This window comes from Nocardioides sp. Z43_10, assembly GCF_059766615.1.
In genome coordinates, this window is record NZ_JCBAJY010000005.1 from 189773 (window position 1) to 215170 (window position 25398).

General features: G+C 71.2%; 27 protein-coding genes. 10 read left to right on the forward strand and 17 right to left on the reverse strand.

Annotated elements, in window-relative coordinates; genetic code table 11:
- Positions 1–110: 110 nt before the first annotated feature.
- The 3 genes from AC6EI4_RS11215 to AC6EI4_RS11225 form a co-directional block, all read right to left on the reverse strand.
- Entirely contained in the window at positions 111–596 is a 486-nt protein-coding gene (locus AC6EI4_RS11215; RefSeq protein WP_498451482.1) for a hypothetical protein, read from the reverse strand.
- A gap of 109 nt (positions 597–705) precedes the next feature.
- Positions 706–1125, reverse strand: coding sequence for a hypothetical protein (locus AC6EI4_RS11220; protein ID WP_498451483.1), 420 nt, complete (start codon positions 1123–1125; stop codon positions 706–708).
- On the reverse strand, positions 1112–1687 hold the full coding sequence (locus tag AC6EI4_RS11225; protein ID WP_498451484.1) for a dihydrofolate reductase family protein: 576 nt from the start codon (positions 1685–1687) through the stop codon (positions 1112–1114). The genes AC6EI4_RS11220 and AC6EI4_RS11225 overlap by 14 nt, the downstream gene beginning before the upstream one ends.
- 70 nt (positions 1688–1757) lie before the next feature.
- Here AC6EI4_RS11225 and AC6EI4_RS11230 point away from each other — a divergent pair, with 70 nt between their 5' ends.
- The gene (locus AC6EI4_RS11230) at positions 1758–2324 is read left to right on the forward strand and encodes a TetR/AcrR family transcriptional regulator (protein ID WP_498451485.1); all 567 of its coding nucleotides are present in this window, start codon (positions 1758–1760) and stop codon (positions 2322–2324) included.
- Between the two features lie 34 nt (positions 2325–2358).
- Here the strand turns inward: AC6EI4_RS11230 and AC6EI4_RS11235 are convergent, their stop codons facing one another.
- From AC6EI4_RS11235 to gadC, 4 genes are all read right to left on the reverse strand, one after another.
- Positions 2359–3039: a hypothetical protein gene (locus AC6EI4_RS11235; protein ID WP_498451486.1), complete on the reverse strand. Its 681-nt coding sequence runs from the start codon at positions 3037–3039 to the stop codon at positions 2359–2361.
- A 42-nt stretch (positions 3040–3081) separates the two neighbouring features.
- Positions 3082–4470 carry a glutamate decarboxylase gene (gene gad / locus AC6EI4_RS11240; RefSeq protein ID WP_498451487.1) on the reverse strand — a complete coding sequence of 463 codons (1389 nt, stop codon included), beginning with the start codon at positions 4468–4470 and terminating at the stop codon, positions 3082–3084.
- A 79-nt stretch (positions 4471–4549) separates the two neighbouring features.
- Entirely contained in the window at positions 4550–4924 is a 375-nt protein-coding gene (locus AC6EI4_RS11245; RefSeq protein ID WP_498425032.1) for a hypothetical protein, read from the reverse strand.
- Between the two features lie 71 nt (positions 4925–4995).
- The gene (gadC, locus tag AC6EI4_RS11250) at positions 4996–6459 is read right to left on the reverse strand and encodes a glutamate/gamma-aminobutyrate antiporter GadC (protein ID WP_498425031.1); all 1464 of its coding nucleotides are present in this window, start codon (positions 6457–6459) and stop codon (positions 4996–4998) included.
- Positions 6460–6661: 202 nt separating this feature from the next.
- Here gadC and AC6EI4_RS11255 point away from each other — a divergent pair, with 202 nt between their 5' ends.
- Positions 6662–7357: a class I SAM-dependent methyltransferase gene (locus AC6EI4_RS11255; protein WP_498451488.1), complete on the forward strand. Its 696-nt coding sequence runs from the start codon at positions 6662–6664 to the stop codon at positions 7355–7357.
- A gap of 26 nt (positions 7358–7383) precedes the next feature.
- Here the strand turns inward: AC6EI4_RS11255 and AC6EI4_RS11260 are convergent, their stop codons facing one another.
- Together AC6EI4_RS11260 and AC6EI4_RS11265 are read right to left on the reverse strand one after the other, a co-directional pair.
- Entirely contained in the window at positions 7384–8442 is a 1059-nt protein-coding gene (locus AC6EI4_RS11260) for a hypothetical protein (protein WP_498451489.1), read from the reverse strand.
- Entirely contained in the window at positions 8439–8948 is a 510-nt protein-coding gene (locus AC6EI4_RS11265; protein WP_498425028.1) for a SigE family RNA polymerase sigma factor, read from the reverse strand. The genes AC6EI4_RS11260 and AC6EI4_RS11265 overlap by 4 nt, the downstream gene beginning before the upstream one ends.
- Positions 8949–9120: 172 nt before the next feature.
- Here AC6EI4_RS11265 and AC6EI4_RS11270 point away from each other — a divergent pair, with 172 nt between their 5' ends.
- Positions 9121–9696 (forward strand): dienelactone hydrolase family protein, encoded by a 576-nt coding sequence (locus tag AC6EI4_RS11270; protein ID WP_498425027.1) that lies wholly within the window; start codon positions 9121–9123, stop codon positions 9694–9696.
- 6 nt (positions 9697–9702) lie between these two features.
- Here the strand turns inward: AC6EI4_RS11270 and AC6EI4_RS11275 are convergent, their stop codons facing one another.
- Entirely contained in the window at positions 9703–10380 is a 678-nt protein-coding gene (locus AC6EI4_RS11275) for a M50 family metallopeptidase (RefSeq protein ID WP_498451490.1), read from the reverse strand.
- Between the two features lie 108 nt (positions 10381–10488).
- Between AC6EI4_RS11275 and AC6EI4_RS11280 the strand changes: the two genes are divergently transcribed.
- On the forward strand, positions 10489–11046 hold the full coding sequence (locus AC6EI4_RS11280) for a hemerythrin domain-containing protein (protein WP_498451491.1): 558 nt from the start codon (positions 10489–10491) through the stop codon (positions 11044–11046).
- A 146-nt stretch (positions 11047–11192) separates the two neighbouring features.
- Here the strand turns inward: AC6EI4_RS11280 and AC6EI4_RS11285 are convergent, their stop codons facing one another.
- The 3 genes from AC6EI4_RS11285 to AC6EI4_RS11295 all read right to left on the reverse strand — a co-directional run bounded on the left by AC6EI4_RS11285 (position 11193) and on the right by AC6EI4_RS11295 (position 13875).
- Positions 11193–12716: an AAA family ATPase gene (locus tag AC6EI4_RS11285; RefSeq protein WP_498451492.1), complete on the reverse strand. Its 1524-nt coding sequence runs from the start codon at positions 12714–12716 to the stop codon at positions 11193–11195.
- Between the two features lie 81 nt (positions 12717–12797).
- The gene (locus AC6EI4_RS11290) at positions 12798–13007 is read right to left on the reverse strand and encodes a hypothetical protein (RefSeq protein ID WP_498451493.1); all 210 of its coding nucleotides are present in this window, start codon (positions 13005–13007) and stop codon (positions 12798–12800) included.
- Positions 13008–13083: 76 nt separating this feature from the next.
- Positions 13084–13875, reverse strand: a complete 792-nt coding sequence (locus AC6EI4_RS11295) for a pentapeptide repeat-containing protein (protein WP_498451494.1) — start codon at positions 13873–13875, stop codon at positions 13084–13086.
- Positions 13876–13909: 34 nt separating this feature from the next.
- On the opposite strand from AC6EI4_RS11295, the gene AC6EI4_RS11300 reads away from it, so the two are divergent.
- The 3 genes from AC6EI4_RS11300 to AC6EI4_RS11310 are packed head-to-tail and all read left to right on the forward strand — an operon-like array spanning position 13910 to position 16589.
- The gene (locus tag AC6EI4_RS11300) at positions 13910–14758 is read left to right on the forward strand and encodes an aldo/keto reductase (RefSeq protein ID WP_498451495.1); all 849 of its coding nucleotides are present in this window, start codon (positions 13910–13912) and stop codon (positions 14756–14758) included.
- Complete coding sequence (locus tag AC6EI4_RS11305) at positions 14755–15810, forward strand: alanine racemase (RefSeq protein ID WP_498451496.1); 1056 nt, start codon at positions 14755–14757, stop codon at positions 15808–15810. The genes AC6EI4_RS11300 and AC6EI4_RS11305 overlap by 4 nt, the downstream gene beginning before the upstream one ends.
- 44 nt (positions 15811–15854) lie before the next feature.
- Positions 15855–16589, forward strand: coding sequence for a peptidylprolyl isomerase (locus tag AC6EI4_RS11310; protein WP_498451497.1), 735 nt, complete (start codon positions 15855–15857; stop codon positions 16587–16589).
- 15 nt (positions 16590–16604) lie between these two features.
- Here AC6EI4_RS11310 and AC6EI4_RS11315 read toward each other — a convergent pair whose 3' ends face one another.
- Positions 16605–17456: an SDR family NAD(P)-dependent oxidoreductase gene (locus tag AC6EI4_RS11315; protein ID WP_498451498.1), complete on the reverse strand. Its 852-nt coding sequence runs from the start codon at positions 17454–17456 to the stop codon at positions 16605–16607.
- A 44-nt stretch (positions 17457–17500) separates the two neighbouring features.
- The gene (locus AC6EI4_RS11320) at positions 17501–17959 is read right to left on the reverse strand and encodes an OsmC family protein (RefSeq protein WP_498425017.1); all 459 of its coding nucleotides are present in this window, start codon (positions 17957–17959) and stop codon (positions 17501–17503) included.
- Positions 17960–18080: 121 nt separating this feature from the next.
- On the opposite strand from AC6EI4_RS11320, the gene AC6EI4_RS11325 reads away from it, so the two are divergent.
- Together AC6EI4_RS11325 and AC6EI4_RS11330 are read left to right on the forward strand one after the other, a co-directional pair.
- On the forward strand, positions 18081–18365 hold the full coding sequence (locus tag AC6EI4_RS11325) for a Fe-S cluster assembly protein HesB (protein ID WP_498425016.1): 285 nt from the start codon (positions 18081–18083) through the stop codon (positions 18363–18365).
- 464 nt (positions 18366–18829) lie between these two features.
- Positions 18830–20899, forward strand: coding sequence for a DEAD/DEAH box helicase (locus AC6EI4_RS11330; RefSeq protein WP_498425015.1), 2070 nt, complete (start codon positions 18830–18832; stop codon positions 20897–20899).
- Positions 20900–21185: 286 nt separating this feature from the next.
- Here the strand turns inward: AC6EI4_RS11330 and AC6EI4_RS11335 are convergent, their stop codons facing one another.
- Together AC6EI4_RS11335 and AC6EI4_RS11340 are read right to left on the reverse strand one after the other, a co-directional pair.
- Positions 21186–22343, reverse strand: a complete 1158-nt coding sequence (locus AC6EI4_RS11335) for a cation:proton antiporter (protein WP_498425014.1) — start codon at positions 22341–22343, stop codon at positions 21186–21188.
- Positions 22344–22354: 11 nt separating this feature from the next.
- Positions 22355–22834, reverse strand: coding sequence for a cation:proton antiporter regulatory subunit (locus tag AC6EI4_RS11340; protein WP_498451499.1), 480 nt, complete (start codon positions 22832–22834; stop codon positions 22355–22357).
- Between the two features lie 100 nt (positions 22835–22934).
- Here AC6EI4_RS11340 and pepN point away from each other — a divergent pair, with 100 nt between their 5' ends.
- Positions 22935–25397, forward strand: coding sequence for an aminopeptidase N (gene pepN, locus AC6EI4_RS11345; RefSeq protein ID WP_498451500.1), 2463 nt, complete (start codon positions 22935–22937; stop codon positions 25395–25397).
- The last annotated feature ends 1 nt before the right edge of the window (position 25398 follow it).

The following is a 25398-nucleotide window of genomic DNA, read 5'->3' on the forward strand; positions in this document are numbered from 1 at the left end:
TGTCGTCGTCATGACCCCCGCTCCCCCGCTCATCACTGAATCTGGAAACCAGGCTGTGGGGCAGGTCAGTGTGTAACAAGGCCAGGGCCTTGCGGAGCGTTCAGGGCGCACTAGTTGACACCCGTCGGCGAAGAACTAGCGGCGTCAAACGGCCACGCGTCGCGACGCCATCCCACTGGCAATGTGCGCAGGATACAATCGTCTATCCCGTCCTTTTCGCGGCGCATCCTCATGTCGCGATCGGCGTCATCACGGCCTGCGTAAACGGCGATGCCCATCGGATCGGCAGCTTCGTTCACCTCGTCGCCGTCTGGGGTCAGCAGCACCGCATGCACAGTTTCGGTGGGGCCGCCGACCACCCGGTGGGCCTCCCACATCACTCGCGCGCCCGGCTCGCGACTCACGACTTGGGTCTCGATTTGAGCTGCCTCATCCTCTGTCCACACCACGGCGACGAGTGGCTCCGGCTGCTGCAAACCCGGGCGGCGGGCGTAGACGAGCTGGACCTCGCGTGAACCCCGATCAAGCGGCGACGTTGACCGAGCACGTCGTCTTTCCCGTGCTCGCCATGGCCAGCGTGCTGCGTCGTCCTTCATGGAGCGACCCCCTGCTCTGCTCTCACCCGCCACAGTTGAGCGTCTTGGCGGCCTGGGACAGCCTGGCATAGTACTTTTTGCCGCGGTACGAGATGGTGCCAGCTATGAATCAGCGGTGATAGACGATCGAGTAGCGGAATCTCAGTTCCTCCTCAAGGCGATGGGCCAGTCGTATCGCCCACGCATCGAAGTCCTTGCCGCGTTCCCCGCGGTTCCAAGCGTCCGCCCACTCGGCGACCTCGGTCGCCAAGCGAGGACTGACACCCAACCTGAGCGTCAACTCCTCGGGCAGCGAAAAGAGCAAACCCCAACCCCCGTCCCCCCACAACGGGACCGTGACGGTGTGCTCCCCCATGAAGCGCAGGGTGGCTCCAGCAGGTGGCAAGTCGCCTGATGCCTCTTCCGGCGGAACGGCGTGCCGCCCAGCGTCGCGATGCGCCAATGAGTGCCGTTCTTTACGACTCACGCTCTCATCATCACAGCAATCCGAGGACTGCTCATCACAAAGGCGGCAGTCAAGCTCCTGCACGCACGTAGTCCTCGACCACTACGCCCGACGCGAACGAGCGAGTGCTGTCCAGAGTGAATGGCCGCGGGTCCCACGGCGCCTCGCCGAACAACGGGATACCCGCCCCGAAGACCAGCGGGTTTCGTTTCAGTACCAGGCGGTCGATCTCTGGAAGTAGGGTGCCGGCGAGCTCTCCCCCGCCGCAAAGCCAGATGTCCAGGCCCCCTTCCTGCTTGAGGGCGCGGACGGTCGCGAGTGGATCCTCAATGAGGGTGATGGCCTGGTCGTGCTCACGGGTACGCCGACTGGCGACGAACTGGCGCAGATGTGGATATGGGCTCGCGATACCGGCGTTCAGAGCGGGAGCCAGCGTTTTCCACCCCATGATCACCGTGTCAAACCGGCTATTGGGCGACGAGATGCCGAGCGCCTGGCGGACGTGCCCGGGCAGCGCGTCGACGTACTCCTCGAACACGACCGAGGCATGGTCGCCTTCAACCAGGAAGGCGTCGAAGCCGCCCCCCAGCGGGTCCGCGATGTATCCGTCGATGCTGACGGCGACGTAGTAGACGAGGTTGCGCAAGACGCTCCAATCACGACAGATGTCGTGATTAAAGGTACAACAGACGTCGTGGTTTGGCTACGCTTCTCCTATGGCCCGCAATACCGAACGCCGCTCCGCCCTCGCTGACGCGGGGATCCGCGTCCTCGCGGAAGAGGGTGCGCGCGGTCTCACCCATCGCGCGGTCGACGCGGCGGCCGGCACCCCGCGCGGCACCGCCTCCAACTACTTCCCCAGCCGCGACGAGCTCATCTCAGCGCTGGTCGATCGCATCGAAGAGCGACTCACGCCGGCGCCTGAGGCAGTCGCTCCCCTCGAACACCGATCGCCTGACCGAGCACTGTTCGCCGAGTACCTGCGCGACGTGGTGCGGCGCCTCGTCGCTGATCCGCATGTGGCACTGGCACTCTTCGAGCTCCGGCTGGAGGCAGCGCGCCGCCCGACCGTCGCCGCCGCCCTCGGCGCCTGGCGACAGCGTGCTTTCGAGGAAGACGTCGCGTTCAACACCCGGGCCCAGCTGCCCGGCGGGCGAACCGAGCTGGCACTGCTCCACTACGCCATCGACGGGCTCATGCTCGACCACCTCACCGTCCCGCTAGGCACGGGCCTGTCGGTGCACGCCGTCGTGGACGAGCTGGTGGACCGCATCCTCCCGTGAGCCTGGCTGTGCGACGACCTCGGAGTCGCCCGAGTCACGACAGCACGTTCACCGCACGCGCCACGACGAGACCGAGGATCACGAGCGACACCACCGCCTGGATCGACATCACCGCCTTCGCCCACGGCACGAGCGGCATCACGTCGGTCGGGCTGAATGCCGTGGCATTGGTCAGCCCGAGATAGAGGTAGTCGACGAAGCGCGGTTGCCATCCCGGCGGGCATACCTCGGGGCTGAGCTGCTGGGGGAAGGCGAGATCGGGCGTGCGTGGCAACCGCTCGGCCCGCGCCGCGGCGCCACCGCTATCGAGCTCGAAATAGAGCAGGGCGCAGGCCAGGGCGGTCCCCAGCCACACGTTCCCGCCGGACTGCAGCAACTCTCGGGCCGAGTCGGTCTCAGGCCCCGCGGTGACCAGGTCGACGACGAGCTTGACGGTGGACCACACCGCGCCGAGCGTGAGCACCGTGATCAGCGCGACCGAGATCGCGCGCAGCACCGCGGACCGCCGCGAGATCCGGCCCGGGTCCCCCGCCAGCAGCGCCACCAGCAGCAGCCCGGCGACGGTAGGCAGCATCCAGCGCTGTCCCATCCGCAGGTCGTCGGGCAGCAGGACGGTCAGGGTCATCGCGACGACGACGGCAGCCGCCATCGGCAACCGCGACTCACCGAAGTCGCCTTCCTCGCCCTGGGCGGCCTCGGGGTCAGGCTCGGCCATGGACACCCTCCCCTGCCTGCCGCGCTTGCGCGAGAGGCCGCGTCAGTGGTGGAAGCTAGTACCCTCCTGCGCCGACAGCGACTCCTTGGGGCCGTGCTTGTCGAGGATCTTCATCGCGCGGCGGTAGTCATCGAGCAGCAGCGACGCCAGGTCGTGGCTGAAGTCGTGACGGACCAGGATGCGCTGGATGACCAGGTCCTCGCGGTCGGGGGGCAGCGTGTAGGCAGGCACCTGCCAGCCTCGGGTGCGCAGCCGATCGGCGAGGTCGAAGAGGTTCCACCCGTGGTCCATGCCCTCCTTGAGCTTCCAGGTCAGCCCCGGGATGCCGCCGCGACCGTCGTAGATCATCTCGAACGGGCCCATCTGGGCGATCTCGTCGGCGAGGTAGCGCGCCGTGGCGTAGCCGGCCTCGTGGATCTTGCGATATCCCTCCCGTCCCAGCCGGAGGAAGTTGTAGTACTGCGCGACGATCTGGCCACCGGGCCGCGAGAAGTTGAGCGCGAACACGGCCATGTCGCCACCGAGGTAGTTGACGTGGAAGACCAGCTCGTCAGGCAGTTCCTCGGCGTCGCGCCACACCACCCAGCCGACCCCGAGGGGTGCCAGGCCGAACTTGTGTCCGGACGCGTTGATCGACTTCACGCGCGGCAAGCGGAAGTCCCAGACGAGGTCGGGCTCGACGAAGGGCGCAAGGAATCCTCCGCTGGCGGCGTCGACATGAATCGGGATGTCGAGGCCCGTGTCGGCCTGGAGCTTGTCGAGGGCTGCCGCCACGTCCGCCACGGGCTCGTACTGGCAGGTGAACGTGACGCCCAGGGTGGGGACGACCCCGATCGTGTTCTCGTCGACCCGCTTGACCGCCTCCTCGGGCGTCATCAGCAGGCGGTCACCCTCCATCGGGATCTCGCGGAGCTCGACGTCCCAGTAGCGGGCGAACTTGTGCCAGCAGATCTGCACCGGACCGGTGACCAGGTTGGGCCTGTCGGACGGCTTGCCCTCGGCGCGACGACGGTCCCGCCACTTCCGCAGTAGCGCCATCCCCCCGAGCATGGCGGCCTCGCTCGACCCGGTGGTCGAGGTGCCCATCGTGTTGTCCGAGTCCGGGCTGTTCCACAGGTCGGCGAGCATGTGCACGCACCGTGCCTCGAGCTCCGCGGTCTGCGGGTACTCGTCCTTGTCGATCATGTTCTTGTCGACCGACAGCGTCATCAGCTCGTCTACCTCGGGCTCGACCCACGTCTGGCAGAACGTCGCCAGGTTCTGACGCGAGTTCCCGTCGAGCATCAGCTCGTCGTGCACCACCTGGAAGACGTGCCGGGCGACGTGCTCGTCCTTCGGGAACCGGTACTTCGGCATCGCGACCGACAGGTCGGTCGAGGCGAAGACGTCGTCCTCGAGGGCGTCTCGGACCGAGTGCTTCTTGTGCAACATCAGATTCGCTCCTCAGGTCAGCGCATGGTCGCGCGTCGGGGTGTTCGTTGGGTGCGGCTTCTTCCTTGGTCGAGCGCGCCTACGGCGTGGGGACGGTCTCCTCGGTGTCGAGCTTGTCGATCACGTCCTGCAGCGCCTTGGTCTTGTCTGGGCAGTAGGTCTCGACCACGGCCATGTCGTAGGCCACGACGCTCGGGTCGAGCACCACTCGGCGCAGGTTGTTCGAGTTGTTGCCGAACTGGGACAGCGCCAGCCGGTGCTGGAGCTCGTCGACGTTCTCGCAGCTCACCCCGCCGTCGGTGCCGTACAGGGTGGTCGCCGTGTCCATGTCGATCTCGGGCAGGCCGGCCGCGACGAGGTTCTGGTTGAGCACCTCGGCCAGCTGCACGGCCTGGTTGCTGCCGGAATCCTCTCCCCTGCCGGCCGCGGTGCACGCCGAGAGTGCGAGGCCCACGGCGACGGCAAGAGCGGCTGCTCGGTGCGTGACGGGACGGGCTGCTCGTGGTCGCGTCGTGATCATCGGACTCACGCCTCCTGAACCGGTGCGTCGGAATGGGTGTGGTCCGGGGAGGCCGCGATCTTCCACTGCGGCTTCCGCAGCCTGTAGAGCACGAAGGGCCAGACGCCGAGAAGGACGATGCCCGCCACGAGAATCAGGATGTAGACGCCCTGCGGCGTCGCGTCCGCGTTGCCCGACGGCTCGACGAAGCCGAGAAGGAAGGCGGCCGCGCTCGCCACGAACCCGAGCGAGCCGACCACGGGCATCGCCGGCGTACGGAACCCGCGCGGCACGTCGGGATGGGTGCGGCGCAGCCGCATGGCCGCCAGGAACATCACCATGTACATCAGCAGGTAGAGCTGCACGGCCATCGCGGTGAGGATCCAGAACACCGACTGCACCGACGGCAGCACCGCGAACAGGATGGCCAGCGCGGTGACGATCAGTCCCTGGACCATCATGATCGGGACCTGCATGCCGCGGCTGTTGGTGCCCTGCAGGCGCGGCGGGAGGTACCCCTCCTTGCCGACCAGCAGCAGGCCGCGGCTCGGGCCGGGGATCCAGGTGACCACCGAGGCGAGGATCCCGATGACGATAAGCAAGGCCATCACCGTGGTCCCCCAGGACATCCCGAGGTGGTTGAAGAAGACGTCGAAGGCCTGCAGCACTCCCTGCGTCAGGTTGACGCTGGATCCCGGGACCCCGACGGAGATGGCGAGCGTCGGCAGGATGAAGACGAAGAGGATCAGTACGACGGACAGCACGATCGCCTTCGGGAACTCGATGCTGGGCCTGCGCATCTCGGTGACGTGCACCGCGTTCATCTCCATGCCCGCGTAGGACAGGAAGTTGCTGACGATGAGCACGATGCTCGCCAGGCCGGTGAACTTCGGGAACCACTCCGCATCCCCGATCGGCTGCAGGTGCGACGTGCCGCCGTCCGACCAGTAGATGGCGGCGAAGACGATCAACGCTGCGGCCGGCACGATCGTGCCGATCAGGAACCCCCAGGTCCCCACCTTCGCGAACGCATCGACGCCGAAGGTCGCGATGAGGGTGGAGAACCAGTACACGACCAGGATCACCAGGCCGGTGAAGAGCCCCGAGTTGGCCAGCCCCGGGTCGAAGACGTAGGCCAGGGCGGAGGCGAAGAAGGCCAGCTGAGCGGGGTACCAGGCGACGTTCTGCATCCACTGCTGCCAGATCGCGAAGAAGCCGATCTGGTCGCCGTAGGCCTCCTTGACCCAGACGAAGACCCCGCCCTTCCACCCGCTGGCCAGCTCGGCGGCCACGAGCGCCACCGGCACCATGAACAGCAGCGCCGGCAGGACGTAGAGGAAGATCGACGCCCAGTCGTAGGCGGCCATGGCCGGCAGCCCGCGGACGCTGGCCACGGCCGTGGCGATGAGGATCGCCATCGACGTCCAACTGATGTAGGAGCTCTTCGCCGCCCGCTGGGCAGGGGGCTGGCGCTCTTCCCGAGTAGCCATGGCGAGGCCTTCCGGCTGATTTCCCCCTCGATGACGCTAATCGCCGATCTCGTGGCCCGCAATACTCAGCTGGCTCTGAGGTCCCGGCACGTCGGGCTCGGGAACGCGGTTTTGACACCCTGAACGGGGGGTAGTCATCACCGCATCACGGGGGAAGGTACCCAATGGCCGACTACACCGAGCTCGATCCGCGAGCAGCCGCATGCCGCCCGACGAGCCTCCCGCCTCACTGAGCCCTGATGCGGCGTCCGGGCTGGCCGGGCTCCTCGCCGAGCAGGTCGCGCATTACCGGGCGATAGCCGGCGAGTACGAGGACCACGACGTCGCCATCGCCGGCGGCGGGTCAGCCGTCGCGGCACTGGACGCGTTCCGGCCGGCGGGGTCCGTCCTGGAGCTGGCCTGCGGACAGGGACGCTGGACCGGACAGCTGCTGCGCCACGCCGCCGAGGTGACCGCGGTGGATGCCTCGCCGGAGATGCTCGCGATCGCCTCGCATCGTCTCGACAGCCCCCGGGTGCGCTTCGCGCGCGCCGACCTCTTCGGCTTCGAGCCCGACCGCCGCTACGACGTGGTCTTCTTCGGCTTCTGGCTCTCCCACGTGCCTCTGGAGCGGTTCGAGTCCTTCTGGGCGCTGGTCGCGGACTGCCTCAAACCGCGGGGCCGGGTCTTCTTCGTCGACGACGCCCACCGCTCCCCCGACGAGCTGGTGGAGGGCGAGACCTCGACGACCGTCCGCCGCCGGCTGAACGACGGGCGCACCCACCGGATCGTGAAGGTCCCCCACGAGGCGGCAGACCTCGAACGGCGGCTCGCCGCGCTGGGCTGGGCGGTGCAGGTGACGCGGACGTCCGGGCCGCTCTACTGGGGCTGGGGCGGGCGCAGCGGCCGGCGCGGCTGACGCGCTGCCCGAACCTTCGGGCCGGGTCAGGAGTGCAACTTGAGGGTCCCGGTGCCGTCTCGGTACAGCTCCCGGCAGGAGCCCTCGGAGATGCTGCACTCCCACAGGGAGGCCGCGTCGCCCTCGCGCACCACGCTGACCAGCGAGTCGCCATCGAGCCAGCCGACGTCGCCGGCTCCGGTCGGCAGCGCGTCCAGATCCTGGGCGACCCCGGTCCGGGGGTCGACGTGCACGGGAGCCCCGTCGAGGGTGCCCACCCAGGTGCCGCCGTCCGGCGACAGCTCGCCGGTCCCCTCCCCCGGCACCCTGCTCAGCCGCCGACCGGTCGAGGCGTCGAAGAAGCGCACCTCCTTGAAGGAGCTGAGCGCCAGCACGCCTCCGGAGAGGTCCGCTCCCAGGATGCCTCCCTGAGTGGCCAGTGCACGCGATCCTCCGTCGTGGAAGAGCGTCAGCCCGTCCGGATCCGACTCGACCCGGCGTGCTCCGTCGCTGACGTAGACGTCGGCGACCGGGTCGGGGAGCGGACTCCAGCCGCCACCCCCAGCCTCACGGATCAGCACGGTGCCCGAGGCGACCTGTGCCACCACGCTCCCGGTCGACGCGTCCAGCCAGGCGTGGTCCACCACCTGCCGAACCAGCCGGCGAGCGGTGCCGGCCCGGCCGGCTGCGGTGACAGGAACGCCGACGAGCGCTCCGGTACCGTCCGCCACGACCAGCTCGCCCGCCGACATCCCCAGCACGACCCGCGCCGGGATACCGGTCTCCTGGTAGCCGTTCGCCGTCCCCACCACCAGCTCGTCCTCGACGATGAAGCCCACCACCGAGCTCGGGGGCGCGACCACCGGATCGGCGCCGCTGGCGGGCCCGGGGGCAGGGTTGCTGCCGGTGGAGGGCAGCAGGGACGCTGCGCCACCCATCACCGCCGCGACCGCGGCCGCGGCCGCCAGCCCGGCACCGATCCGTGAACGGGCGCGGCGCCGGCGCTCCTCGCGCAGTCGCACCTGGAACGCGGCCCAGTCCGGCGTGGGCACGTCCACGGCCTCGGCCACGTCGATGAGGGACTGGCGTACGTCGGTGCGGCTCATGACAGCTCCTGAAGGATGGGAGGGAGATCGGGGAGGGCGGTGCGCAGCCGTCTCAGGGCGTGGTGCGTCTGGCTCTTGACGGTCCCGACCGAGCAGCCCAGCTCGCGGGCCGTCGCCTCCTCGGTGAGGTCCTCGACGTAGCGCAGCACCAGGGTGGCGCGCATCCGCGGCGGCAGGCGGCGGATCTCCGCCCACAGGTCCAGGTACTCGGCGCGGACGTCGAGACCTCCGCCGTGTCCCGGATCCGGAAGGTTCTCGGTGGGCAGTTCCCGCCCGCGCCGCCGCCAGTGGCTCGTCATCTGCCGCACCATCGCCTGGCGGACGTAGGCGTCCGCCGCCCCCTTGTCCCGGATGGCGTCCCAGCGCACGCAGGTGCGGGCCAGCGCATCCTGGAGAAGATCCTCGGCGCCGTGCCGCTCGCCCGTCAGCAGGTAGGCCGTGCGGTACAGGGCAGCCCACCGCGCCCGCATGAAGTCCTCGAACGCAACGTCCCCCACGCTGCTCATGTCCCACATCCCTTTGATGGTCACGATGGGTGAGGACACGCTCCACCCTCGATAGGTTGTGAGGCTGCCAGAAATCGTTGTCGGAGCGTGGACGGTTGGCAGTGTCGGTGGTGTGGGTCACGATGCTCGGGTGGGTGCCCGCCGGGGGCATCGAGAGACGAGAGGCCAGCCGATGTCCGAGGTACTGCTCTTCCACCATGCTCTCGGCCTGACCCCCGGCCTGCACGACGTCGCCGACCGGCTCCGGTCCGCCGGTCACCGCGTGCACGCGCCCGACCTCTTCGACGGGCAGGTCTTCGACGACCTCGATGCCGGCGTCCGCCACGCCCGGGAGATGGGTTTCTCCACGATCTCCGAGCGCGCACGCGCCGCGGCCGAGGACCTGCCCGCCTCACTGGTGTACGCCGGCTTCTCGTTGGGTGTCCTCTCCGCGCAGCAGCTGGCCCAGACCCGCCCAGGCGCGCGTGGGGCCCTGCTCTTCGAGGCGTGCCTTCCGATCACCGAGTTCGGCACGTGGCCGGTGGGCCTGCCGGGCGAGATCCACGCCATGGACGCCGACCCCGAATTCGTGGATTCCGGCGACATCCAGGCGGCCCGCGCCCTGACGGCCCTGGACCCGGCGGTCACGCTGCACCTCTACCCCGGGGACCAGCACCTGTTCAGCGACCCCGGCCTCCCGTCGTACGACGAGCAGGCGGCGGCGCTGCTGTTCGACCGGGTGTTCACCTTCCTGGACCGGGTCGGCTGAGCGCGGTCACCAGGCCTTCAGCAGCCACGCTCCCCCGACCACCAGCCCCGCGAGCGTCACGGCCAGGAAGAGCCCGACCCAGAGCACGCCGGGGATCCGTGTCAGCCGCGCCAGCACGTCGGCGTCGGAGTCACGTCCTCTCCCCCGACGGCGGACGTGCTGCAGCTCGACGACGGCGCGCGGGGCGGCCAGCAGCAGGAACCACGCGCCGGCCTCGGCGACGAAGGCCTGCAGCGGGCCGCTCCCCCACCAGGTCACCGCGAAGACACCGCCCCCTGCCAGCGCGACGAGGTAGAGGCCGTGGAAGTTGCGGATCTGCACCAGCAGCAGACCCAGCAGCACCACCGCCGTCCACAGCGCCACCAGCGGTCTGCCCTGGCTCACCAGGAACGCGGCGCCCAGCCCGATCAGCGCCGGCCCCGGGTACCCCGCGGCCGCCGTGGCGATCATCCCGGGCCCGGTGGGGCGCCCGCTGGACAGCGTGAGGCCCGAGGTGTCGGAGTGCAGCCGGATCCCGGCGAGCCGGCGCCCACTGAGCAGCGCGGCGACGCCGTGGGCGCCCTCGTGCGCGATCGTCACCACGTGCCGGGTCCGGCGCCACACGCTCGGGATCAGGACCAGAAGCGCCGCCACGACGGCCGGGGCGAGCACGGACCACGACGGCACGTCTGCGGGCAGGGACACGCCGCCACTGTGCATCATCGGGGCGCGACCCGAGCGGTCCGGCCCACCGATCGAGGCAAAGTGGGGAGCGCGGTCAGCGGGTCCGCCAGACATGGCTACGCTCAGCCCATGACCACCAGCATCGACCTCGGTCGACCCACGCAGGGTGACGTCATCGACGTCATCCTCGACGACCACCGCCGCTTCGAGACCATGCTGCGCCAGCTGCGCGACAGCAGCGCCGACCGTGACGCCGTACGCCGGGCGTTCTCCGCCCTGCACGTGGCACACGCCCTGGCCGAGGAGCGGTTCGTCTACCCCGCCCTCGAGCGCAAGAACGCCATCTCCGACGACGAGGCCGAGCACGGCGAGGAGGAGCACGCCGAGGGGAACGAGGCGCTGCTCGCCGTGCTCGAGCTGAAGGGCACCGACACCCAGGCGTTCGACGACGCCGTGGAGGAGCTCACCGCGGCGGTGAGCCACCACCTCGCCGAGGAGGAGCTGACGATCCTCAACCCCGCCCGCGACGAGGTCTCCGCCCGCGTCCGCGCGGACCTCGGGCTGAAGTTCTGCGCCGAGCGCAACCGGCTGATCGACGCCGACTGCGGGTCGCTCTCGAACGTCCGCCGGCTGGTGGCCCAGGCCGAGAGCGCGGGCCTCCTCGACGACGACGACGACGAGGACTGACCGGCCGCGGCGCCCTCAGCGCCACGCCGACGGGCGGCGAGGCCCGGCTACCCGCAGGTAACTGGCGGATCGCACGCACCAGGTGACGGGGAATCTCCAGTTACCCGTCGGTCGCCCTGCGGCGGCGGGGCTGCGGGGCGGCTGGGTCACGGGGTGGCGAGCTGCTCGGAGTTGTGGCCGCCCAGGAGGGCCCGGGTCATCGCATTGCGGGTGTCCATCAACTCGTCCAGGGCCGCGTCGAGCTGGTCGGCACTGACCCGCAACGGCCGGCCGGGGTCCCCCTCGTCGTCCGTCTCCTGCGCCGAAGCTTCCTCCGCCGCGAGCACCGCCGCGCGCCGCAGGAGCTCCTTGAGGAACGACGCGGTGACGCCGGTGGTGCGCTCCAGCACACCGGCCAGCCGGCTCTCATCGACGTCCAGCGCGCCGCGGTAGAGGGCGAAGAGCCGTCCGCGTGCGTCGGCGTCGGGGTGGTCCAGCGCCACCGCCTGGTCCACGCGTCCGGGCCGCTGGGCCAGCGCGGGCTCGAGGACGTCGACCCGGTTGGTGGTCAGCAGGAACACCACGTCGGCGTCCTCGGCCAGCCCGTCCATCTCGTTGAGCAGCTCGAAGAGCAGCGGGTGCTGCCCCGGATGCATCCCGCGCTCCTCGGCGATCAGGTCGACGTCCTCGATCACGATCATCGCCGGCTGGAGCGAGCGCGCCACCGAGCAGGCCGCCCCGATCAGGTGCAGGCTGCTGCCGGAGAGCTGGACGATGGTGGTGTCCTTGAGCTGGCTGGTCAGGTAGCGCACCGTGTGGGTCTTGCCCACCCCGGGCGGCCCGTAGAGCAGCAGGCCGCGCTTGAGGTGCTGACCCGCCGCGAGCAGCCGGTCCCGCTGCCGGGCGACCCCCACCACCTGCCGGGTGATCGCCGAGCTCACCTCGACCGGCAGGATCAGGTCGTCGGCGGTCATCGAGGCCCGGCTGTGGAACGACAGCGCCGCCCGTCGCTCGCCGAACATGTCCTGGCCGAACGAGACCACCTGGCCGCGGTAGACGTTGTGCTCCAGCGCCAGGTCGCGGACCTCCGCGGCGAGACGGGCGGCGTAGCCCGCGGAGGAGGCGACCACCTCCAGGGTGGTCGAGCCTCGCCCCATGTCGGGGTCTCCGGCGCGCAGCAGCATCGCCGCGCGCTCCTCGCCCTCGGTGACCAGGAGGACCGCGCACACCAAGCAGGCCCGTACCTCGCCCTGCGGGCCGGCGGGCAGATTCATCCGGGAGACCGTCCCCGGCATCGGCCCGTGCATTCCCGTGGAGCTCATCAGCTCGGACAGGTCGAAGTCCCGGTGACGGTGGTTGAGCACACCGACCAACTGGTGCTCGCGCCCGGTCCCCGCGAGCCAGGCGTCCAGCCCGGCCTGCACGTTGACGTGCTCGTAGCCGGGCCACGCCTCGGTCACCACGTCCAGCGTCGCCGGCTCCTGGGCGAGGTGCGCGGCCAGCAGACGCCCGAAGGACGCCTGGTCCCCGGCTCGCGCCGTCCGCACGATCCGATGGCGGGTTCGTCTGGCCAGCTTGGCCAGGTCGGAGAGCCGCAGTCGCTCGTCGGGCTGCGCGGCCGGTGCCGTGACCACGCCCGGCGCGTCGCTGTAGGACAGGAACGAGTCGCTGGAAGTCGCGTACGCCGTCATCGGTTCCCCCTCGAGCCAGTGGGCCGTCAACCTAGTGGCTGACGGGCCCCGGCGCGAGGAAGTTGCGGCGTACGGCCCCGCTCAGGTGAGGACGGACTGCGCGGAGACCGCGCCGTGCCTGTCCTCGATGGCGTCGGCCAGCTTCTTCACGTCGGCGTCGTCGACGCTCACCCCGACCTCGCCGAACCCCTTGCGGAGCTCGTCCTCCACGACACGTTCCTCGGCGCCGTCCTGCCAGGACGTCACCCGGTCGACCACTACCTGGATCGCTTCCCACTTCTCTTCGCTCATGGCCGCGACGGTACCCAGCTCCAGCGTGCGAGAACGTGCTCGCGCCCATCGGTCCGCCGGTGACCGTCTCTGACGCTCACCAGTGCCCCGGCCTGTCCCAGCCCTCGGGCAGCGTGGTCCGGGCGTCTCCGCGGGCCGCGCTGACCTGGCTGGGCGACAGGAAGAGGGCTCGGGCCAGCCTGGCCCCGCGCAGGTCGGCGTCGCGCAGGTCCGCGCCGAGCAGGTCGGCCAGCGTCAGGTCGACCCCGCGCAGGTCCGCCGCGATCAGCCGGGTCCCCCGCAGGTCCGCTCCACGCAGGTCCACGCCTCGCAGGTCCGCACCGATCCGCTCGGCACCGCGCCAGCGCACCGACGAGGTGACCCGGCCGCGGAGCTGACCGGCAGCGCGGTCCAGGAGCATGCCGACCTGCGCCCGGTGCCGGCCGGGATCGACGCGCACCAGGTCGTCGGCGCCCAGCGCCGCGTCGCGTCGTACGGCGTCGCGGACCGCGCCGAGCTCGGCACGCAGCCCGTCCTCGCGGGCGGCGTCCAGACCCTGCTCCACGTGCCACAGCACCTCGTGCAGCTGGCGCAGCACCGCGAACGGAGCGGCCATCTGCTCACGAGGCGCCCCTGCGCAGGTCTCGTTGACCACCCGCTGCCCCGCCCCGAAGCAGTCGAAGACCGTGCACCCGGCGAAGCCGCGGGGCCGCAGCTGATCGTGGATGGTGCACCCGTGATCGTCGCCGAGATGGCGACACGCCTCCCCCGCGGCCTTGTCGAAGGCGAAGTCGGCCGAGCGCGCGAAGGGCAGCACCACGCAGCACAGGCCCACGCAGCGGCTGCAGTCGGCGCGGAGCTCGGGAGAGGCAATAAGGGAAGCGGGCACCCGTCCATCATCCTCGCCTGGCTAGGTTGTCCGCATGGCGACCGACATCGAGATCCCTTCCTACTCTCTGAACGACGGCACCACCCTGCCGGCCATCGGGTTCGGCACCTATCCGCTCAAGGGCGACGAGGCGGTCACCGCGGTCAGCAGCGCGATCGACCTCGGTTACCGGCTGATCGACACGGCCGTGAACTACGGCAACGAGCGCGAGGTCGGCGAGGGCATCCGCCGCAGCGGCGTGCCGCGCGAGCAGATCCAGGTCACCAGCAAGCTGCCCGGGCGCCACCACGCCTACGCCGACGCGATCGCCAGCGTGCGCGAGTCGGTCGCCGCGCTCGGCCTGGACTACATCGACCTGCAGCTCATCCACTGGCCCAACCCCAGCGTCGGGCTCTTCCCCGAGGCCTGGCGCGCGTTGATCGCGCTGCGCGAGGAGGGTCTGGTCCGCTCCATCGGCGTCTCCAACTTCAGCGGCGTCCACCTCGAGCGCATCATCGACGACACCGGCGTGGTGCCGGTGGTCAACCAGATCGAGCTGCACCCCCGGTTCCCCCAGCCGCAGATGCGCCACGAGCACCAGCGGCTGGGCATCCACACCGAGTCGTGGAGCCCGCTGGGCAAGCGCGAGGCCCCGCTGGCCGAGCCCGAGGTGACCGGCCCGGCCACCAAGTACGGCGTCACCCCGGCCCAGGTCATCCTGCGCTGGCACGTCGAGCTCGGCGCGACCCCGATCCCGAAGTCGGCGACCCCGCAGCGCCAACGCGAGAACCTCGACGTCTTCGGCTTCTCCCTGACCGACGAGGAGGTCGCGGCGATCACCGGCCTCGGGCGCCCCGACGGCCGGCTCTTCGGCGGCGATCCCGAGACCCACGAGGAGCAGTGAGCCCGGCCACCCCCTACCTGGCGGTCGACCTGCCCCGGCTGCACGCCAACCTCGGGCGTACGGCGCAGCGCGCGGCCGCCGCGGGCGTCGCGCTGCGCCCGCACGTGAAGACCCACAAGTGCCTGGAGATCGCGCGCCTGCAGGTCGCGGCCGGGGCTCGGGGCATCACGGTGGCCACGCTCGGCGAGGCCGAGCTCTTCGTCGCCCACGGGTTCGACGACGTGCTCATCGCCTTCCCGCTCTGGGTCGACGAACGAGCCGCTCGGCGTCTGCGCGACCTCCTCGACGGCGCCCGGGTCAGCGTGGCCGTCGACTCGGTGCCGGGTGCCGCGAACCTCGGGCGTCACCTGGGCGGCACCCCGCTGCGGGTGCTGGTCGAGGTGGACAGTGGGCACCGGCGCAGCGGCACGTCGCCCGAGCTGGCCGGCGAGGTCGCCCAGACGGCACGGCGCGCCGGACTGCAGGTCGACGGGGTGTTCACCTTCCCGGGGCACAGCTACGCCCCCGGGGCGTCGCGCACCTCCGCGCGCGACGAGGCTTCGGCCCTGCGCGGTGCCGCGCGGTCGCTGCGCGCCGCCGGCGTCGAGCCACGGGTGCTCAGCGGCGGCTCCACGCCCAGCCTGGCGCACGCCGAGACCGACCTGCTCACCGAGCTGCGCCCGGGGGTCTACGTGTTCGGCGACGCCCAGCAGTGGGAGCTGGGCGCGATGGCCCCCGCCGACATCGCGCTCACCTGCCGCACCACCGTGGTCAGCCACGCGGGCGGCCGGCTGGTCGTCGACGCCGGGAGCAAGGCCCTCGGCGCCGACCGCGCGCCGTACGCCAGCGGGTTCGGCCGGATGCTCACGCACCCCGATGCCCGGGTGGTGCTGCTCTCCGAGCACCACGCCGTCGTCGATCTCGCCGGTGCCACCCTGCCGCCGCTGGGCAGCGTGGTCGAACTCGTCCCCAACCACGTCTGCAACGCGGTGAACCTCGCCGACCGGCTGCACGTGGTCGACGCCACCGGACCGACGACCTGGGCCGTCGCGGGTCGCGGCCTCAACTCCTGAGGTCGCCCGGCCGGCCGTGAGGTGCCCTCGCCTACCATCGCCGCATGCTCCGACGACTTGTAGCGGTCCCGACCGCCGTCCTGATGATGACCCTGCTCGCCTCGTGCGGCGACGACTCCGACGACAGCGACAAGGCCGGCGACACGGCCAGCTCGAGCGAGTCCGCCAGCCCCAGCGAGTCGGCCTCGGCCACGCCGAGCGAGGGTGACGCGCAGGCGAGCGGAGCCTGCGAGTACGTCGCCTCCGGTGACGCCGCCAAGGAGGTCGAGCTTCCTCCGGCCGAGCCGACGGTGAAGGGGAAGGTGCCGGTCACGATCAGCACCGGGCTCGGCGAGATCAAGGCCACCCTGGACGCGAAGAGCGCCCCGTGCACGGTGAACTCGTTCGTGTCGCTGGCCGAGCAGGGTTACTACACCGACACCGAGTGCCACCGCCTGGTCACCTCGGGCATCTACGTCCTGCAGTGCGGCGACCCGACCGCGTCGGGCATGGGCGGACCCGGGTACTCCATCCCCGACGAGCTGTCCGGCACCGAGGACTACTCCGCGGGTGCGCTGGCGATGGCCAAGACCTCGATGCCCGACTCCGGCGGCTCGCAGTTCTTCATCGTCTACGAGGACTCCAACTCGGGGCTGGCCAAGGACTACACCGTCTTCGGTCGCCTGGACGCCAAGAGCACCAAGCTGATCGCCGACGCGGCCGCCGCCGGGACGGCCGAGGGGACGCCTGACGGTTCGCCGAAGACCGCGGTCGAGATCACCGGGGTGAGCGTCAAGTAGCACCGCGCGGCGGGCTCACAGCCCGAAGCAGACCCCGGTCAGCGACTCCGACCTCGCCCACACCTCGCGGGCGACGTCGGGGTCGCTGGCCGTTCGGCTGCGCCCCACCTGGGTGGGCCAGCCGAACAGCTCCCCGGCCCGGTGCGGACCGACGTAGCTGTTGCCCGGCACGTCCATGGTGGCCGCGAACAGCGGGGACAGAGCGCCCCGCTCGGGCGGCATCCCGACCAGGCGGTTGCCGACCTGGGCGAGCGCGGTGAAGGCGCGTGAGCCGGTGTGCCCCTGGATGCCGGTGGCGCTGTAGCCGGGGTGGGCAGCGACCGCGCGCAGGGTGGACCCGGCGGCGGTCAGCCGGCGCTGCAGCTCGGCGATGAACAGCAGGTTGCACAGCTTGGACTGCGCGTAGGCGCCGTAGCGGTGGTAGGGACGCCGCTCCCAGTTCAGGTCCGCGGCGTCGAGGTGGCCGGAGCGGTGTGCCGCCGACGCGATCGCCACCACCCGGTCCGTCACCCGCGGCAGCAGCAGGTTGGTCAGCAGGAAGTGACCCAGGTGGTTGGTCGCCAGCTGGAGCTCGAGCCCGTCGCCGGTGCGGGTCAGCGGCAGCCCCATCACCCCGGCGTTGTTGATCAGCACGTCGACCGGCCCGGTGCCGGCGGCGAACTCGCGTACGGCGTCCAGGTCGGCGACGTCGAGCTGGCGGAGCTCGAGGTCGCCCTTGACGCCGCGGATCAGGTCACGGGCCTTGTCCGGTGAGCGCACCGCCATCGTGACCTGGGCTCCCGCCTCGGCCAGCCGCCGGGTGCACTCCAGCCCGAGCGCGCCGGTGGCGCCGGTGATCAGGAAGCGACGCCCGTGCTGGGAGGGCATCCGCGCCGTCGTCCACCGCGGCGGGCGAGGCCCACGGTTCGCCATCAGGCGGGGTCCTGGCCCGGCTGCGCTGCCCCCGACGTGCCTGACTCGCACAGCACCGGGGTGCCGACCTCGACGGTGCGGCTGACGGTGCACAGCCGCTCCCGGGTCTGCTCGATCGCCCGGGGCAGCATCGCGCGCGCCCGATCCCCGGCCTCGTCGTCGGGGAAGACCACGTCGAAGCTCACCCGCAGGTCGCTCAGCCGGTTGCCGAGCTCGTCGCGGATCTTGTCGCCCTCGGCACGCACGTCGAAGGACAGCGCCTGCGCGCGGCGCCCGGTGATGAGGTCCACGTTGATCGCGCTGCACCCGGCCAGGGCGACCAGCAGCAGCTCGACCGGCGTGAAGTCGGCGTCGTCGCCGGAGCCGAAGTCCAGGACCCCGCCCCGGACGTTGGTGGCGCGGTAGCGACCCTCGCCGGTGCGGGTCAGGTCGATGCTGCGCCGGGTGTCCTCGCTCATGGGCCACACCCTGCCAGAGTCGGCGCGCCCGCGGACACGCCCGGGATCGGGCCCGGCTTGTCCGGGGGCATCGCCCGAGCAAGGGTGGTGGCTGTCTCTGTACGCAATCGGAAGGTCGAGCATGCTCACCCTCACCGAGAACGCCAGCACGATCGTCAAGGACATCACCTCCCAGCAGGGTCTCTCCGACACTGCCGGCCTGCGGATCACCAGCGAGGACTCTCCCGAGCCGTCGTTCGCGGTGACGGCGGCGCCGCAGCCCGAGCCCGGCGACCAGATCGTGGAGGCGGGCGGCGCACACGTCTATCTCGACGCCCCGGCCGCCGAGCAGCTCGACGACAAGGTGCTCGACGCGCGCGTCGACCAGGAGGGCCACGTGGAGTTCGCTCTCGGACTCCAGGGCTGAGCCACCGCTCGGCCACCTCCCCACAGCATCACCCGACGTCCCTCGTCACCAGGGCCCGACCTTCCGGTCCGGCTCTCGCGGCGGGGGACGTCGCCGTTCGGTGAGGCTCGCGCGAGTGTCGCCTCCCGGTCCGCTGGCACCTGGGGCTAACATGGATGTTGCCATCGCGCGGTCGTTGCCGCGCGGGGCGATCCGGCCACCACCTGGTGGTCGTAGGTTCCCTGATGAGGACGGGCCGTCGGGCCCGTCTCGTCGATCTCTCGCAGATCTGTGGGGCCACGTGTCGTCTCGGAGTGGGCCCCGGTCTGCCTCGCATGACGTCCCAGCGTCCCGGCTGTGCGCCGCGAGCGGGTGCAAGACCCCGTGGCGGCGCCCGTGCCGGGTATCCGGAGGAGGAGTCTGTGGCTCGACGAGGCCAGCGCCAGCAGGGTGCTCGCCGTAGCGCCCCGCGCGATCAGCGTCGCGTGCGCGCGCGTGACAACGAGGGCGTCATCCCGGTCCTTGCCCGCGCGGTGCGCGAGATCGAGGCGGCGGTGTCCCGTGGGGCGGTGATGCCCTCGACCCGCACGAAGTTCCAGGTGGTGGCGCTGCTGGTGCGCCAGGAGCGCGAGCGCATCAAGAGCGACGCGACCGCCAGCGAGGCGCAGCGCGGGGAGCAGCTCAAGCGGCTCGACGGGATCGCCACGATCCTGGCGACGACCGCCGTACGCGACACCTCCCTGCTGACCCTGCTCGACGAGAAGGCCGTGGTCTCGGACTCCGCGAAGGCCCTCAAGCGGGAGATGCTGGAGGCGGCCGGCCTCGAGGTGCCGGTCGAGGAGGCGCCGCCCGCTGCCGCCACGACCGGTGGCCGACCCGAGCGCCAGGTGGTGCCGCAGTCGGTGATCGCGCGCCAACTCGCCAACCCGTTCCTGGTCCCCGACTTCTCCGCGGCGCCGCCGCGGCCCAAGAGCCAGCGGCTGCTGGCCGACTGGGAGCTGCTCGGCCCGCTCTTCCGCTCCTTCGAGTACGGCGGTGGCCGGGCGCGCGCCTGCATGCCGCTGCCCGAGCCGTCCGCCGTGAAGCTGCCCGGCGACCTCGAGCTGATGCCGCACCAGGCCCAGGTGGTGGCCGCGGCCGCGGCCGGGCACCGGACCTTCCTGCTGGCCGACGAGCCCGGCCTGGGCAAGACCGCCCAGGCGCTGCTCGCCGCGCAGGCCGCCGAGGCCTACCCGCTGCTCGTCGTCGTGCCCAACGTGGTCAAGACCAACTGGGCGCGCGAGGCGGGCCTGTGGACGCCGAACCGGCCCGCCACGGTGATCCACGGCGACGGCGAGAGCATCGACGGCTTCGCCGACATCGTGATCGTGAACTACGAGGTCCTCGACCGCCACGTCGGCTGGCTCGGCGACCTGGGCTTCCGCGGGATGGTCGTGGACGAGGCCCACTTCATCAAGAACAAGAGCTCCCAGCGCTCCCAGCACGTGCTGCAACTCTCCGAGCGGATCCGGCGCCGGATCGCCCGTCCGCTGCTGATGGCGCTGACCGGCACCCCGCTGATCAACGACATCGAGGACTTCCGGGCGATCTGGCAGTTCCTCGGCTGGATCGACGACAAGGCGCCGCTGCCCGAGCTGATGGACAAGCTCGAGGAGGCCGGGCTCACCCCGGCCGACCCCGGCTTCTACGCGGCGGCGCGCAACAGCGTGGTCGACATGGGCATCGTGCGACGCCGCAAGATCGATGTCGCCGCCGACATCCCGGCCCGCCGGGTCGCCGACCTCCCCGTGGAGCTCGACGACGAGGTCGGCCGCTCGATCCGTCAGGCCGAGCGCGAGCTGGCCCGCCGGCTGGTCGAGCGCTACGACGGCGCCCTCGAGCGTCGTACCTCGAAGGTCGTGGTGGACGGCATCGACCACGAGCTGGTGCGTCGCGTCGCGACCTGGGAGCGCGAGGACACCGCCAGCACGCCGAGCGACGAGAACGTCTTCTCGATGATGCGCCGGATCGGGCAGGCCAAGGCCGGGCTGGCCGCCGACTACGCCGCCCAGCTCGCCCGCTCGGTCGGCAAGGTCGTCTTCTTCGCCAAGCACGTGGACGTGATGGACCAGGCCGAGGAGACCTTCGCCCGGCGCGGGATCAAGTACTCCTCGATCCGCGGCGACCAGACCACGGCGCGGCGCCAGCGCAACATCGACGCCTTCGTCAACGACCCCGAGGTCGCCATCGTGGTCTGCTCGCTGGCCGCGGCCGGTGTCGGCCTCAACCTCCAGGTCGCCTCGAACATGGTCCTCGCCGAGCTCTCCTGGACCGACGCCGAGCAGACCCAGGCCATCGACCGGATCCACCGCATCGGCCAGGAGGAGCCGGTCACCGCCTGGCGGATCATCGCCGCCCAGACGATCGACACCAAGATCGCCGAGCTCATCGACAGCAAGGCCGGCCTCGCCGCCCGCGCCCTCGAGGGCTCCGACGAGGAGCTCCCCTCCTCCGCCGACGTCCAGCTCGAGGCCCTGGTCGCCCTGCTCACCGAGGCGCTGGAGGCGCGGGGCTGAGTTTGTCCCAGCAGCACCTGCTTTCACGAGTTAACTCGTGAAACCCGCACTTCCCAGGCGTTGCAACGCGTGGGAAGTGCGGGTTTCGTGTGGGAAGTACGCCGAGAGTTGCCGCTCATGCCCGCGGAACCCTCGGCGCGCCGCCCCCTCGGCGCGGCGCCGCCCCTCGGTGCGCCGCCCCCTCGGCGCGCTGCCCCCTCCGCGCGCCCCCCTCCCACCCGCCCCCGCGACCCGTCACTCGCGCCGCGACACGCCGCACAAATGGTCGAGGCAATGACGGGTCGCGTCAGGCGGGCTGGAACCAGGCCCGGGAGGAGGCGGTGAGCTGGTCGGCGTACCTGGCCAGCAGCGGGCCCGCCACGGCAAGGATCACCACGTAGCCGGAGGCGAGCGGGCCGATCTCGGTGTAGCCGGCGGTCACGGCCAGCTCCGCGATCACGATCGAGAACTCGCCGCGGGCGATCAGCGCGGTCCCGGCACGGGCTTGGCCCATCGCCCCTACGTGGTCGCGACGTGCGGCGTAGATCCCGGTGGCCACCTTGGTCAGCGCGCAGACGACGGCGAGGGCCAGCGCGGCGGGCAGGAACGGCACCACCTCCTGCACCGAGGTGGTCAGCCCGAAGGAGAGGAAGAACAGGGCGGCGAACAGGTCGCGCAGCGGCCGGAGCACGTCGCGCGCCCGCTCCGCGGTCCCCGGCGGGATCGCCAGGCCGACCAGGAACGCGCCGACGGCGGCGGAGGCGTCCACCAGGTAGGTCAGCCCGGCCACCACGAGCATCAGCCCCAGCACGCGCAAGAGGACCTGCTCGTCGCTCTCGTGACCCAGCACGCGGCCCAGGTGGTGGCCGAAGCGCCGACTGGCGAAGAGCACCAGCAGCACGACGCCGAGCGCGCCCGCGACCGCGACCATCGCAGCGAGCATCGAGCCGCCGGAGAGCACGACCACCAGGAGCGGCAGGAACACCGCCATCATGATGTCCTCGAGCACCACCACCGACAGCACCGCCGGGGTCTCGCGGAAGCCGGTGCGCCTCAGGTCGCTCAGCAGGCGGGCCACGATGCCCGACGACGAGATCCAGGTGATCCCGCCGAGCGCGAGACAGGCCTGCCAGTCGTAGCCCAGCAGCCACCCCGCCACGAACCCCACCGGGGCGTTGAGCACCAGGTCGACCACTCCCGAGGGGGTGTGCCGCTTCATCGACGCCGCGAACTCCTCGGCGGAGAACTGCAGGCCCAGCATCAGCAGCAGGAGCAGCACGCCCAGCTCGCCGGCGACCTCGATGAACTCGCTGGAGGCTCCCAGGTTGTGGATCCCGCCCTCGCCGAGCATCAGCCCCGCGACGAGGAAGAAGGGGATCGCCGAGAGACCCAGGCGCCCCGCGACGTTGCCCAGGAACCCGAGGATCAGCAGGATGACCCCGAGCTCGAGGAAGAACGACTCCACGCCGGCGGCGCCTAGCCGAGGAGGATGCGGCGGACCGCGTCGAGGGCCTCGCGGCTGCCGATGACCACCAGGGAGTCGCCCGCCAGCAGCCTCTCCCCCGGTCCCGGGGAGGTGATCACCCGCTCGCCGCGCACGACCGCCACGATCGAGGCACCGGTCAGCGTGCGACACCGGGTCGCGCCCAGCGAGGCGCCGTCGTACGGCGAGCCGGGCGGAAGGTCGACGGTGTCGGAGATCAGGCCCGGGATCTCGCGGGTCAGGTCCGCGTACTTCTCCACGATCCTGGGCGCGCCCAGCAACCCGGCCAGCGTCTCGGCCTCGTCACGCGAGAGCGAGAGGAGCGTCTCGGCGGCGTCGGGGTCGCGCCGCTCGTAGCGCAGTAGGTCGAAGGACCCGTCGCGGCGCGCCACCACGCCGGTCCGCACGCCTTTCCGCGTCTCGAACTCGTAGACGACCCCCACACCCGGGAGCAGGATCTCGGTCACGTCCATGAGGGTCAGTGTGCCGCAGCCGTCGGGCGCCGTTCGGGTTCTGGCGACACCGGGGACCGCGGGCGTGTCGCGGCCGACGGATGCCACCTAGGCTGGGTGGGTGACGACCCCCTCCCAGAGCCTCCAGCACACCGAGGCGCAGGCGCGCGCCGAGCTTCTCACCGTCGAGGAGTACGACGTGCGTCTCGACCTGGCCGCGGACGACGCGACGTTCTCGTCGGTGACGACGATCCGCTTCGACAGCGCCGGCGGCCCGACGTTCCTCGACCTCAAGCCCGCGCGCGTGAACGAGATCCGGGTCAACGGGCAGGTCGTCGACGCTGAGCTCCTCTCCCGCGGCCGGCTGCCGCTACAGACCGTGCCGGGCCGCAACGAGGTCGTCGTGGACGCGGTGATGCGCTTCCGCAACGACGGCGAGGGCCTGCACCGCAGCGTCGACCCCGCGGACGGGAAGCACTACGTCTACGGCATGTCGTTCATGGACGCCGCGCCGAGCATCTTCGCCTGCTTCGACCAGCCGGACCTGAAGGCGCCCTACACCTTCCACGTCACCGCACCCACCGACTGGGTGGTGGTCGGCAACGCACCGGGCCGCCAGGTCGAGCCCGGCAGCTGGGAGTTCGAGCAGACCCGGCCGCTCTCGACGTACTTCGTCACGCTGGTGGCCGGGCCCTACCACCTGATCCGCGACGAGCACGACGGCATCCCGCTCGGGCTCTCCGCGCGCGCCTCGATCGCCAAGGACCTCGAGGCCGACGCCGACGAGCTGTTCACGATGACCAAGCAGTGCTTCGACGAGTTCCACCGGCTGTTCGGGATCCGCTACCCGTTCGGGGACTACCACCAGGCGTTCGTGCCCGAGTTCAACGCCGGCGCGATGGAGAACCCCGGCTGCGTGACGTTCCGCGATCCGCTGATCTTCAGCTCCCGGGTGACCCGCGGCGTGCGCATCCAGCGCGCCACCACGGTCGCCCACGAGATGGCCCACCAGTGGTTCGGCAACATCGTCACGCCGCGCTGGTGGGACGACCTGTGGCTCAACGAGTCGTTCGCCGAGTACATGGGCAACCGGGTCACCGCCGACGTGACCGAGTACGGCGACGCCTGGACCCACAACGCCTACGCCCGCCGCCAGTGGGGGCTGATCGCCGACCAGCGGCCCAGCACCCACCCGGTGGCCGGCAACGGCGCCGTCGACGCCACCGCCGCGCTGCAGGACTTCGACGGCATCTCCTACGCCAAGGGCTCGGCGATCCTCAAGCAGCTCAACGCCCGGATGGGCGACGAGGTGTTCCTGGCCGGCGCGATCGACCACTTCACCCGCCACCGCTTCGCCAACGCGACCATGCACGACCTGTTCACCAGCTGGGAGCAGGCCGGCGCCCGGGCCCTCACGTCGTTCACCGACAACTGGCTGCGCACCGCCGGCCCGGACACCATCGTCCTGGACCGGGCGGCCGGCCTGCTGCGCCGTACGCCGCCCGCCGCGCACCCCGCCGACCGCGAGCACACCTTCCGGGTCGCGGTCGCCGAGCCTGGCGGCGACTGGAGCACCAGCCGGGTCACGCTGACCGGCGGCGTCACCCCCTACGACGCTCCGGTCGGGGCCGCCGTCGTGCTGGACCCCTTCGAGGACACCTGGGCGCTGGTGCAGCCCGACGGCGAGACCGTCGCGGCGCTCCCCGCGCTGCTGGCCGAGACCGACGACCAGCTGCTGCGCGCCGGCATCTGGAACGGCGTGCGCAGCGCCTTCCACAACGCCGCGGTCAGCCCCGAGCGGGTGCTGGACCTCGTCGAGGCGGCGATCCCCGTCGAGACCAACGACGACGCGACCGGCTCCACGCTGCCCTGGGCGATCGGGAAGGTGGCGACGCTGTCCCACGACCCGCTGCGCGCGCTCGACCGGATCCACCACGCCTGCCGGACGCTGCTGGGACGCACACCGGCCGGCTCGACCCTCCAGCTGTCCGCCTTCCAGTCCCTGGTGTCGTCGTGCCGCGAGGCCGCTGCGCTGCGGGGCTGGCTCGACGGCCGCGAGCTGCCCGAGGGACTCGAGGTCGACCTCGACCTGCGCTGGCGGATGCTGGCCCGCCTGGCGGTGCTCGGGGAGATCACGCGCGGCGAGCTCGACGAGCGGCTGCACGCCGAGCCGACCGCACGCTCGCGCGTGGAGCACACCCGAGCGGTGGCCTCGCTGCCCGACGCGGACGCCAAGGCCTGGGCCTGGCGCCGGTTCACCGGTGAGGACGACGTGCCCAACTACGAGCTCGCCGCCGCCGGGGAGGGCATGTGGCAGGTCGGGCAGGAGCACCTCACCCAGGAGTACGTGGAGCGCTACTTCGCCGAGCTGCCCGGCACCGTCGCGGTGCGCAGCGGCTGGAGCCTGGCGGATGCGGCGCAGGCGTTCTTCCCGATGACCGCGACCGACGAGGTGACCCTGACCCGGGCCCGCACCCTGGCGGGCTCCGCGGACCTGGACCTGAGCCTGCGCCGACGGGTGATCGACATGGCCGACGAGCTGGCGCGCCGGCTCGCCGTACGCAAGGCCTTCGGGCGGGTGTGAG